The sequence below is a fragment of the Pseudomonas kulmbachensis genome (genome assembly GCF_963681935.1).
Classification (GTDB): Bacteria; Pseudomonadota; Gammaproteobacteria; order Pseudomonadales; family Pseudomonadaceae; genus Aquipseudomonas; species Aquipseudomonas kulmbachensis.
Window position 1 is genome coordinate 3,640,894 of sequence record NZ_OY817088.1, and the last position, 11,607, is coordinate 3,652,500.

Consider the following 11,607-nt stretch of genomic DNA (forward strand, 5'->3'; position numbering starts at 1 on the left):
TATCCGCATGCGCCGCGTCGTTATCACTGGTCTGGGCATCGTTTCGTGCCTGGGCAATGACAAAGAGACCGTCTCCGCTAACCTGCGTGCAAGTCGCCCTGGCATCCGATTCAACCCGGAATATGCCGAAATGGGTCTGCGTAGCCAGGTTTCCGGCTCCATTGACCTGCCTCTCGAAGAGCTGATCGATCGCAAGATCTATCGCTTCGTCGGCCACGCAGCGGCTTATGCCTACTTGGCCATGAAAGACGCCATCACTGATTCGGGCCTGACCGAGGAGCAAGTCTCCAACCCGCGTACCGGCCTGATCGCCGGTTCCGGCGGCGCGTCGACCCTGAACCAGATGGAAGCGCTGGACATCCTGCGCGAAAAAGGCGTCAAGCGTGTTGGTCCGTATCGCGTTACGCGGACCATGGGCAGCACCGTTTCTGCCTGCCTGGCCACTCCCTTCAAAATCAAGGGCGTGAACTACTCGATCTCCTCAGCCTGCGCTACCAGTGCACATTGCATCGGTACTGCAGTTGAGCAGATCCAGCTGGGTAAGCAGGACATCGTGTTTGCTGGCGGCGGCGAAGAAGAACACTGGAGCCAGTCGTTCCTGTTCGACGCCATGGGCGCGCTGTCCACTCAATACAACGACACGCCTGAAAAAGCGTCCCGTGCCTACGACAAAAACCGTGATGGCTTCGTCATCGCCGGTGGTGGTGGCATGGTCGTGGTTGAAGAGCTGGAACACGCTCTGGCTCGTGGCGCCAAAATCTACGCCGAAATCGTCGGCTACGGCGCGACGTCCGACGGCTACGACATGGTTGCTCCAAGCGGCGAAGGCGCCATCCGCTGCATGCAGATGGCAATGTCTACCGTTGACGGCCCGATCGACTACCTCAACACCCACGGCACCTCTACTCCGGTAGGCGACGCCAAGGAAATGGAAGGTGTGCGTGCGGTGTTCGGTGACAAGGCGCCAGCCATCAGCTCGACCAAGAGCCTGTCGGGTCACTCCCTGGGCGCCGCAGGCGTTCACGAAGCGATCTACTGCTTGCTGATGATGGAAGGCAACTTCATCGCCGGTTCTGCCAACATCGAGGAACTGGACCCGGCTGTCGCTGACATGCCGATCCTGACCAAGACTCGCGAAGACGTCACGCTGAACAACGTGATGAGCAACAGCTTCGGCTTCGGTGGCACTAACGCCACTCTGGTTCTGAAGCGCTGGGTTGGCAAATAAGCCCACCCCTCGCGAAGTAAAAATGCCCCGGCTGGCCTAACCAGTCCGGGGCATTTTTTTGTCTAATGGAACGCATGCCGCTCGGGATGCTCTATAAAGATCAGGACCTTTATCACTGCCACTCCGAGGTTTGCCATGACTGTTACTGTTAATACCGAGTCCCACGAGGGTTTTCGTCACAGCATTAAAATCGACGATCACGAAGTGTTTACCGATTTGCCCAAATCAATGGGCGGCGAAAGCTCTGCACCCTCCCCCCATGATTACTTCGATGCCGCCCTCGGTGCCTGCAAGGCGCTGACGCTCAAGCTCTACGCACAAAAGAAAGACATCCCGCTGACCGGGGTCACAGTTGAAGTCAAACACGACGCCAGCGAAGAACAGAAAGGCAAATACGCCCTGCACGTCAAACTGACACTCAAAGGCGTGCTCACCGATGCCCAGCGCGATGAACTGCACAACGTGGCCGACAAGTGCCCGGTGCATAAATTGATGACCACCGCCGAGATCACCATCGAAACCCACCTGTCTGAAGGCGCTTTCAGCCAGTAGCGCCCCGGCAGGACCGAGCAGCGTTGGGTTATGCTCAACGCTTCTCCATCTCCAGGATCCTCCCATGCAGACACTGACCGTGATTCGGCCGCGCGCCGAGGATGTCGAAGGCCAACCGATCCTGCGCCCACTGCCTTCAGCCAAATGCCGCAGTGTCGGGCCTTTTGTGTTTTTCGATCACATGCTGCCTACCCACTACCCGCCCGGTCACGGGATGAATATCCGACAGCATCCGCACATTGGCCTGTCCACTTTGACTTATCTGTTTGAAGGCCAACTGCAACACAAGGACAGCCTGGGCTCCGACCAACAGGTTGGCCCTGGCGAAGTCAGCTGGATGACAGCTGGTGCGGCCATTGCCCACATCGAACGCACGCCTTCCTCCCTGCTGGCCCAGGGCTCAAGCCTGCACGGGCTGCAGGTGTGGCTGGCGTCCCCGAAAGAACACGAGAAAGGCCCAGGACACTACAGCCATCATCATCCCGACAGTTTGCCGGTCAGCGAAAGTCTGGGGGTGAGGATTCGTCTGATTGCAGGCACAGGCTTTTGCCTGACATCTACGGTGCCAGTGCTTTCACCGACCCTGTATGCCGAAATACACATGCAAACGGCCACCACCCTGCTTATCCCGGCGGAACACCCGGAGCGCGCGCTGTATGTGCTGGAAGGTGAAGTACAACTGGACGGCCAGACACTTGAGACACGCACCCTGGTCTTGCTGCCGGAGGGCGAAGACATGACGCTGTACGCCCAGGGTGACTGCCATCTGATGCTGATCGGCGGCGCGCCACTGGATGGACCGCGCCGCATGAACTGGAACTTCGTCGCCAGTGATCCGGCGCTGATCGAGCAGGCAAGAACCCGCTGGGCTGCAGGAGATTGGCCGACCGTCCCCGGAGAAACTGGGCGTATCGAACTGCCCTGAAGCCCGGCGCGTCGAGCGCTTACAAGACCATAGCCGCGACCCAACCAAAGGCCAGTAATGGCAAGTTGTAATGCAGGAACGTGGGCACCACGGTGTCCCAGATATGATGATGTTGACCGTCAATATTCAGGCCGGAGGTCGGACCCAACGTGGAGTCCGACGCCGGAGAACCCGCATCACCCAAGGCTCCCGCAGTACCTACGATGCAAACGATGGCCATCGGGCTGAAACCCAGCTGCACGCACAGCGGCACAAAAATAGCCGCCAGAATCGGCACCGTCGAAAACGACGAGCCGATGCCCATGGTCACCAGTAAACCCACCAGCAACATCAGCAGCGCACCCACGCCTTTGCTGTGGTTAATCCAGCCAGCAGATGCCTCAACCAGCGATTTAACCTCGCCCGTGGCCTTCAGAACTTCGGCAAAACCCGAGGCTGCGATCATGATGAAACCAATCATGGCCATCATTTTCATACCTTCGGTAAACAGATCGTCAGTCTCGCGCCAACGCACAATCCCCGAGGCCGAGAAAATCAGGAAACCCGACAACGCACCAATGATCATGGACCCCAGCCACAGCTGAATAATAAACGCCGCGGCAATGGCCACACCGGCCACCAGCAATGTGCGGGGGTTATAGCTGACGGCTACCTGCTCAACCTGTTCGATTTTGGCCAGATCATATTCGCGCTTTTTGCGGTAGCTGATAAAAACCGCCACCAGCAAGCCAAACAACATACCCAGGGCCGGGATTGCCATCGCGTGTGTAACATTGACCTGGCTGATATCCACGCCACTTTTACTGACGTTGGCGAGCAGGATCTGATTGAGGAAGATATTGCCAAAGCCCACTGGCAAGAACATGTACGGCGTGATCAAACCAAAGGTCATGACACAGGCGATCAAGCGTCGGTCAATTTTCAGCTTGGTCAGTACATACAACAGAGGCGGAACCAATAAAGGAATAAAGGCGATGTGAATCGGCACGATGTTCTGCGAAGCAATAGCCACAACCAGCAACAAACCGATCAATAACCATTTGACGCTATTACCCCCGACAGCATGTTGCCTGTTGACCATCATCAACGCTTTGTCCGCCAAGGCATGGGCCATGCCCGACTTGGCGATGGCCACTGCAAAAGCGCCCAACATGGCGTAGGACAACGCAACCTGCGCGCCACCACCCAGGCCACCGTTAAAAGCGTTGAGCGTTGCTTCGATACCCAGACCACCCACGAGACCGCCAACGACGGCACCCACAATCAGTGCGATTACCACATGCACACGGGACAGACTGAGCACCAGCATGATGCCGACCGCGGCAATTACTGCATTCATTATTACAACCTCATAGCGCGCACCACGATAAAACACCGTAAAGCGGAAAATTTCGGGCAACAGACGACTGTTCCAATCGCCGGATCTGGAAGGGTTGACCTATTTGGGGGCGCACACTTTGCAGCACCTCCAGCCCCTTGTCAAAGCGCGTGCCAACAGGCTCCCACCAATCCACCTCCGCAGGCCTTAACCCTAGTATTTAAAGGGCTAAATCAGCTTTATAAACACCGATTGGATGACTAATAACTCTGGCTTTCGGGTAAAGAAAAAACCCGCACGGCCGCTAACAATGAAAGCCCCTTTTTAGGATGTATCCATGTCGCTTAGACAGCTTTCCATCCAATGGAAAATCACCCTCCTCGCCGGACTCTGCCTGCTGGGCGTTGTCACCTTGCTGGTGGGGCTTTCTCTCTATCGCATGGATCACACCGCCGACCTGGTAGAGGCTTCAAGTTCGCAGATGCTTAATGATTCTGCCCAAGCTCGCATTGAGGCCCAGGGTGAAGCCCAGGCACTGGCTATCAGTCGCCAGTTTATGGACGCCTATCAGTACGGCAACGGCTTCGCCCGACAAGTCCTGTTTTTACGTGAGCAATCCGAGAAACGCTTTCTGGATGCCTTCGACCTGCGTGAAGATCTGACCCGCCAGGTAAAAGCCGCGCTGCAAGCCAATCCGGACCTGCTGGGGCTGTCGCTGGTGTTTGAAGCCAACGCGCTGGATGGCAAGGACACACTGTTCGATCATCAAAAAGACCTGGGCAGCAATGACAAAGGGCGCTTTGCCCTGTATTGGTCGCAACCGACACCGGGCAAACTGACCTCGATGGCACTGCCTGAGAAGGACATGGCCGACACCAGCACCGGGCCCAGCGGCCAAGCCAATAACACATGGTTTACCTGCCCACGTACGACGCGTAAACCGTGCATCATCGAGCCGTATTTTTATGAGATCGACGGGCAAAACGTATTGCTGACCAGCATCGTGTTCCCACTGATTGTTGACGGCAAAGTCATCGCGTCACTGTCGGTCGATATCAACCTCAACAGCTTGCAAGCCATCAGCCTGCAAGCCAGTCAGAAGCTGTACAAAGGGGAAACCCGTGTGGGCATCATCAGTTCGGCAGGGATACTGGCCGGGTTCAGTGCTGATGCCAGCAAGCTTTCCCAGCGCCTTGACCAGGTAGACCTCAACGATGGCGCTCAACTGACTCGGATGATGGCCGGGAGTGATCAGGCACAAAGCATTCGCAGCCAGCAGCGCTTGAAAGTCCTGACTCCCTTCCTGCCGATCCCCGGCAGCAAGCCTTGGGCCGTATTACTCGACGTACCGGAAAAAATATTGCTTGGACCGGCCCAAGCGCTGCAAGTCGAACTGGATGAGGGCAATAAAGCCGGGGCCCTGGTCGAGTTGGCCTGGGGTTCACTCGCTGCAATCATCGGACTGATGCTCGTGTGGCTGATGGCCCGTAGCGTTACACGTCCAATCCTCAGCGTGGCCAACATGCTCGAAGATATTGCCAGCGGTGAAGGCGATCTGACTCGTCGCCTGGCTTACGATAAAAAAGACGAACTGGGCCAACTGGCCAGTTGGTTCAACCGTTTTCTCGACAAACTGCAACCAACCATCGCCGAGGTTAAACGCTCGGTTCAGGATGCCCGCAGTACGGCCGATCAGTCGGCTGCCATTGCCACCCAGACCAGTGCCGGCATGGAACAGCAATACCGTCAGGTCGATCAGGCGGCCACCGCCTCCCACGAGATGAGCGCAACGGCACAGGACGTGGCACGCAGTGCTGCGCAGGCTGCCCAGGCCGCTCGTGATGCCGATCAGGCGACACGCCAAGGCCTCACCATCATCGACCGCACCACCACCAGCATCGACCATCTGGCTGCCGACATGAGCGTGGCCATGGCACAAGTCGAAGGGCTGGCGGCCAATAGTGAAAAAATAGGCTCGGTGCTGGAAGTTATTCGTGCGATTGCCGAACAGACCAACCTGCTCGCCCTGAATGCTGCAATCGAAGCAGCGCGGGCAGGCGAAGCCGGGCGCGGTTTTGCCGTGGTGGCTGACGAAGTACGCAATCTGGCACGCCGGACCCAGGAATCGGTTGAGGAAACCCGGCTGGTCATCGAGCAACTGCAGGCAGGCACCCAGGAAGTGGTGAGTTCCATGGGCAATAGCCATCGCCAAGCCCAGGGCAGTGTCGAGCAAGTGGGACAAGCGGTGACGGCCTTGCAGCAAATCGGTGATGCCGTGACCGTGATCACCGACATGAACTTGCAGATTGCCAGTGCAGCAGAAGAGCAAAGTGCCGTAGCGGAAGAAATCAACACCAACATAGCCACTATTCGCGATGTAACCGAGTCATTGTCTGAACAGGCCAATGAGTCTGCGCGGGTCAGCCAATCACTCAACGCACTGGCCAACCAGCAGCAAGGGTTGATGGACCAATTTCGCGTGTGATCTGCTGGGCGACGACGGCTTTAAGCCGTCGTCGCCTTTGGCGTACGCCCCGGGAGTTTGATTCTTACCAGCAGCCCGCCCAACGTACCCGTATCAAGCTGCATCTCCCCACCCCAGGCATCAACAATGTCTCGCACAATCCCCAGCCCCAGGCCATGACCACTGGTTTGCTCGTCCAGACGTGTGCCTCGGCTGAACACCTGATCACGCTCGGTCGCCGGAATACCCGGACCATCATCCTGCACCTCGATCAAAAACCCGCTTGGCATTTGACTAACGCTTAGCTCTACCTGGGAGTCGGCCCATTTGCAGGCGTTATCCAATAGATTGCCGAGCAGCTCGAGCATGTCCTCCCGGTCCCAGGGTAAATGGATGCCCGGCGAAGCCTTGAGTATCAACTCCAGATGATCGCCGTGAATCATGCCCAAAGTCGACAGAAGCCCAGGCAGTTCTGCATCGGCATCAAATTGAGCACCCGGCAATGCATCACCTGCAAGGCGTGCACGATTGAGTTCACGACTCATACGCTGCTGTATCTGCTCCAACTGCTCACGCAGTGTTTTTTGGATCTGAGGATAAGCTGCAAGCCGCGGATCATTGGCCAGGCTGACTAAGACCGCCAACGGTGTTTTTAATGCATGGCCCAGATTGCCCAGTGCATTACGCGAGCGCTTGAGATTGTCTTCGGTATGAGCCAGCAAATGGTTTACCTGCGTGACCAAAGGCTCAAGCTCAAGGGGCACCTGTGCATCAAGTTGCGAGCGCTGGCCTGACTGCAATTGAGCAATCTGTTTACGTGCAGTCTCCAATGGCCGCAGAGCACGGCGCACAGTAATTCGTTGCAGCAGCAATACAATGATCAGGGCCAGGACACCAATGCCCAGACCGATCCGCTGAACTTGCTTGAAGCTATCCCGGATTGGTGTGTAGTCCTGAGCCACGCTGATGGAGACCACCTGACCAAGACGCCGATAGTCACTGCGCAAGACCAGCAGCATCTGCCCTTCAGGGCCAGGTTGTAGCACGCTGTCCAATCCAGGCTGGCTGAGTCGCGGCAATTGAGCGTCCCACAGCGAGCGTGAGCGCCAGTGAGTATCACCAAATTCGATGCTGAAATAGTGCCCGGAGAAGGGACGTTGATACGCTGGCGATACTCGCCGCTCATCCAACTGCAATCCCTGGGGACCGCGGCTCAATGCCATCAGCAAATTTTCGCTGTCGTTCTTCAGGCCAGATTCCAGGTAGCTCTGCAGGCCATTTTCGAACAACCAGAGACTGACCTGGCCTACGACCAGACCTGCAACCAACAGAACACTGACCAAGCCCAGGCTCAAACGCCTCTGAATGGATTTCACTGGCCAACAGCGCCGAAAATATAACCTTGGCCACGCCGGGTTTCGATCACGGCCCGCCCTAGCTTGCGACGCAGGTGGTTCACATGGACCTCAAGCACATTAGAGTCACGCTCGGTCTCGCCATCGTAGAGATGCTCAGCCAAATGACTCTTGGAGAGAATCTGCTGCGGATGCAACATGAAATACCGCAGAAGGCGAAACTCGGCAGCGGTCAGCTGTACTTCGGCCCCGTCATTGATCACACATTGACGTGCCTCATCCAAATGCAGCCCCGCAGACTTCAATAAAGGCTGATTCGCTTGACCGTGAGAGCGACGCAATAGTGCCTGTACCCTCAACTGCAGCTCTTCAGGATGGAAAGGCTTGGTCACATAATCATCTGCACCGGCTTTAAGACCATCAATGCGCTCAGACCAGGAACTACGGGCAGTCAGAATCAGTACCGGCGTTGCCAACCCCTGCGCACGCCATTGTTTGAGAACATCGATGCCGGAAATTCCGGGTAAGCCCAAATCGAGAATAATCAGGTCATACGGCTCACTTTGCCCTTGATAAAGGGCATCACGCCCATCGGCCAGCCAATCAACCGCATAGCCCAATCGAGTCAGGCCGGCCATCAGTTCGTCGGCCAAAGGGACATGATCTTCCACCAGCAACAACCGCATTAATCGTCTACCTCGTCTTTGAGCAATTGACCATTACTGGCGTTCAGCTTGATCTCACGGACTACGCCACTGGGCGTAAGCAGTTCAACCTCATAAACATAAACGTCGTCATCCTCTTCAAGCTCCACTTCCAGCAGCTTTGAACCTGGATAGCGCTCGAGGGCTTTTTGAAGCAGTTGCTCCAGAGGCTGAATGAGACCTTTCTCGCGCAAATGCAGCGCCTCGTCTTGCCCCAAGTCCCGCGCGAAGGCCAAAGAACAGAAAGCAGAAAACATCAGCACGACCAATCCGCCAACTCGTACGTTCACTGTCATCACTTGCCTTTACGGCCTCCGTCCAGCGTCGTTATGCGACATCAAAAACACAAAGCATAGCGTTGCTGGCTTAATTGAAACTGAATCGGCCTGGCGACGCTCCGGAATGAGGGAGGTATACACCTGCACCTGAGTGTTAACTGCTAAACTGCGAGCCTGTATTTATCGCTCAGGCGATAGTCACTTCTTCAAGAGCTATAAACATTGTGGAAATTTTCAAAGAGTTTACCTTCGAATCTGCGCATCGCCTGCCTTATGTTCCTGAAGGCCATAAATGCGGCCGCTTGCATGGTCACTCATTCAAGGTGGCGATCCATTTAAGCGGCGATATCGACCCTGCAACAGGCTGGATCCGTGACTTTTCGGAAATCAAAGCGATTTTCAAACCGCTTTATGAGCTGCTTGATCACAATTACTTGAACGACATTCCGGGCCTGGAAAATCCAACCAGCGAAGTACTGGCAAAGTGGATTTGGCAACAGCTCAAACCTTTGCTTCCAGAACTGTCGGCGATACGCATTCATGAAACCTGCACCAGTGGCTGTATCTACTACGGTGACTGAATCGCAGGTTCAAAAAAACCACCTTTCGGGGTGGTTTTTTTTGCTCCGGGAAAAGTATGGGCAAGCTGTAATTCCAGGCATTGCGTTAGCCGCAACTTTTCTCGGCCCAAAAACAAACCCCCTGTCTGCGTGAGCAGACAGGGGGTTTGGAATTTAATCTTGACGATGACCTACTCTCACATGGGGAAACCCCACACTACCATCGGCGATGCATCGTTTCACTACTGAGTTCGGGATGGGATCAGGTGGTTCCAATGCTCTATGGTCGTCAAGAAATTCGGTAGCCAGGTCGTTTGCCTTTCGGCTCACGCTCCAGCGAATGGGTATGTAATAGAGTGGTGTTTTGTGAATCGCAAACTTTCGGTTTGTATCGTCTTCACACACCGCAACTTGCAGGCTCTTGTGTTCAAGGGCGCAAATTGCTTGGGTGTTATATGGTCAAGCCTCACGGGCAATTAGTATTGGTTAGCTCAACGCCTCACAGCGCTTACACACCCAACCTATCAACGTCGTAGTCTTCGACGGCCCTTTAGGGAACTCAAGGTTCCAGTGAGATCTCATCTTGAGGCAAGTTTCCCGCTTAGATGCTTTCAGCGGTTATCTTTCCCGAACATAGCTACCCGGCAATGCCACTGGCGTGACAACCGGAACACCAGAGGTTCGTCCACTCCGGTCCTCTCGTACTAGGAGCAGCCCCTCTCAAATCTCAAACGTCCACGGCAGATAGGGACCGAACTGTCTCACGACGTTCTAAACCCAGCTCGCGTACCACTTTAAATGGCGAACAGCCATACCCTTGGGACCGGCTTCAGCCCCAGGATGTGATGAGCCGACATCGAGGTGCCAAACACCGCCGTCGATATGAACTCTTGGGCGGTATCAGCCTGTTATCCCCGGAGTACCTTTTATCCGTTGAGCGATGGCCCTTCCATACAGAACCACCGGATCACTAAGACCTACTTTCGTACCTGCTCGACGTGTCTGTCTCGCAGTCAAGCGCGCTTTTGCCTTTATACTCTACGACCGATTTCCGACCGGTCTGAGCGCACCTTCGTACTCCTCCGTTACTCTTTAGGAGGAGACCGCCCCAGTCAAACTACCCACCATACACTGTCCTCGATCCGGATAACGGACCTGAGTTAGAACCTCAAAGTTGCCAGGGTGGTATTTCAAGGTTGGCTCCATGCAGACTGGCGTCCACACTTCAAAGCCTCCCACCTATCCTACACAAGCAAATTCAAAGTCCAGTGCAAAGCTATAGTAAAGGTTCACGGGGTCTTTCCGTCTAGCCGCGGATACACTGCATCTTCACAGCGATTTCAATTTCACTGAGTCTCGGGTGGAGACAGCGCCGCCATCGTTACGCCATTCGTGCAGGTCGGAACTTACCCGACAAGGAATTTCGCTACCTTAGGACCGTTATAGTTACGGCCGCCGTTTACCGGGGCTTCGATCAAGAGCTTCGCGTTAGCTAACCCCATCAATTAACCTTCCGGCACCGGGCAGGCGTCACACCCTATACGTCCACTTTCGTGTTTGCAGAGTGCTGTGTTTTTAATAAACAGTCGCAGCGGCCTGGTATCTTCGACCGGCGTGGGCTTACGCAGTAAATGCTTCACCCTCACCGGCGCACCTTCTCCCGAAGTTACGGTGCCATTTTGCCTAGTTCCTTCACCCGAGTTCTCTCAAGCGCCTTGGTATTCTCTACCCAACCACCTGTGTCGGTTTGGGGTACGGTTCCTGGTTACCTGAAGCTTAGAAGCTTTTCTTGGAAGCATGGCATCAACCACTTCGTTGTCTAAAAGACAACTCGTCATCAGCTCTCGGCCTTAGAATCCCGGATTTACCTAAGATTCCAGCCTACCACCTTAAACTTGGACAACCAACGCCAAGCTGGCCTAGCCTTCTCCGTCCCTCCATCGCAATAACCAGAAGTACAGGAATATTAACCTGTTTTCCATCGACTACGCTTTTCAGCCTCGCCTTAGGGACCGACTAACCCTGCGTCGATTAACGTTGCGCAGGAAACCTTGGTCTTTCGGCGTGGGTGTTTTTCACACCCATTATCGTTACTCATGTCAGCATTCGCACTTCTGATACCTCCAGCAAGCTTCTCAACTCACCTTCACAGGCTTACAGAACGCTCCTCTACCGCATCACCTAAGTGATACCCGTAGCTTCGGTGTATGGTTTGAGCCCCGT

8 protein-coding genes, 2 rRNA genes and 2 pseudogenes (1 of these 12 only partly in view) are annotated in these 11,607 nt (G+C 55.3%); 6 read left to right on the forward strand and 6 right to left on the reverse strand.

Features of this window, described 5'->3' with window-relative positions; genetic code table 11:
* The first annotated feature begins 7 nt into the window (after positions 1–7).
* From fabB to U5A05_RS16930, 3 genes are all read left to right on the forward strand, one after another.
* Entirely contained in the window at positions 8–1,228 is a 1,221-nt protein-coding gene (fabB, locus tag U5A05_RS16920; protein WP_261739070.1) for a beta-ketoacyl-ACP synthase I, read from the forward strand.
* A gap of 135 nt (positions 1,229–1,363) precedes the next feature.
* Positions 1,364–1,780, forward strand: a complete 417-nt coding sequence (locus tag U5A05_RS16925) for an OsmC family protein (protein WP_261739071.1) — start codon at positions 1,364–1,366, stop codon at positions 1,778–1,780.
* Between the two features lie 64 nt (positions 1,781–1,844).
* Positions 1,845–2,705, forward strand: a complete 861-nt coding sequence (locus U5A05_RS16930; RefSeq protein WP_321834023.1) for a pirin family protein — start codon at positions 1,845–1,847, stop codon at positions 2,703–2,705.
* Between the two features lie 19 nt (positions 2,706–2,724).
* Here U5A05_RS16930 and U5A05_RS16935 read toward each other — a convergent pair whose 3' ends face one another.
* Positions 2,725–4,044 carry a Na+/H+ antiporter family protein gene (locus tag U5A05_RS16935; protein ID WP_261739073.1) on the reverse strand — a complete coding sequence of 440 codons (1,320 nt, stop codon included), beginning with the start codon at positions 4,042–4,044 and terminating at the stop codon, positions 2,725–2,727.
* A 535-nt stretch (positions 4,045–4,579) separates the two neighbouring features.
* On the opposite strand from U5A05_RS16935, the pseudogene U5A05_RS24290 reads away from it, so the two are divergent.
* Both U5A05_RS24290 and U5A05_RS24295 read left to right on the forward strand, forming a co-directional pair.
* A pseudogene (locus U5A05_RS24290) lies at positions 4,580–5,650 on the forward strand (methyl-accepting chemotaxis protein); the annotation flags it as partial.
* Positions 5,651–5,995: 345 nt separating this feature from the next.
* Positions 5,996–6,508 (forward strand): annotated as a pseudogene (locus U5A05_RS24295) (methyl-accepting chemotaxis protein); the annotation flags it as partial.
* A 20-nt stretch (positions 6,509–6,528) separates the two neighbouring features.
* On the opposite strand, the gene U5A05_RS16945 reads toward U5A05_RS24295, so the two are convergent.
* Genes U5A05_RS16945 through U5A05_RS16955 form a run of 3 tightly spaced genes read right to left on the reverse strand, consistent with a single transcriptional unit; the run spans position 6,529 to position 8,842 of the window.
* Entirely contained in the window at positions 6,529–7,863 is a 1,335-nt protein-coding gene (locus U5A05_RS16945) for an ATP-binding protein (protein ID WP_261739075.1), read from the reverse strand.
* Complete coding sequence (locus tag U5A05_RS16950; RefSeq protein ID WP_261739076.1) at positions 7,860–8,528, reverse strand: response regulator transcription factor; 669 nt, start codon at positions 8,526–8,528, stop codon at positions 7,860–7,862. The genes U5A05_RS16945 and U5A05_RS16950 overlap by 4 nt, the downstream gene beginning before the upstream one ends.
* Positions 8,528–8,842 carry a PepSY domain-containing protein gene (locus U5A05_RS16955; protein ID WP_261742467.1) on the reverse strand — a complete coding sequence of 105 codons (315 nt, stop codon included), beginning with the start codon at positions 8,840–8,842 and terminating at the stop codon, positions 8,528–8,530. Before U5A05_RS16955 ends, U5A05_RS16950 begins: the two co-directional genes overlap by 1 nt.
* A gap of 206 nt (positions 8,843–9,048) precedes the next feature.
* On the opposite strand from U5A05_RS16955, the gene queD reads away from it, so the two are divergent.
* Positions 9,049–9,405: a 6-carboxytetrahydropterin synthase QueD gene (gene queD, locus U5A05_RS16960; protein ID WP_019410510.1), complete on the forward strand. Its 357-nt coding sequence runs from the start codon at positions 9,049–9,051 to the stop codon at positions 9,403–9,405.
* A 157-nt stretch (positions 9,406–9,562) separates the two neighbouring features.
* Here queD and rrf read toward each other — a convergent pair.
* Together rrf and U5A05_RS16970 are read right to left on the reverse strand one after the other, a co-directional pair.
* Positions 9,563–9,678 (reverse strand): 5S ribosomal RNA (gene rrf / locus U5A05_RS16965).
* A 161-nt stretch (positions 9,679–9,839) separates the two neighbouring features.
* Positions 9,840–11,607, reverse strand: a 23S ribosomal RNA gene (locus tag U5A05_RS16970) (it continues 1,124 nt past the right edge of the window).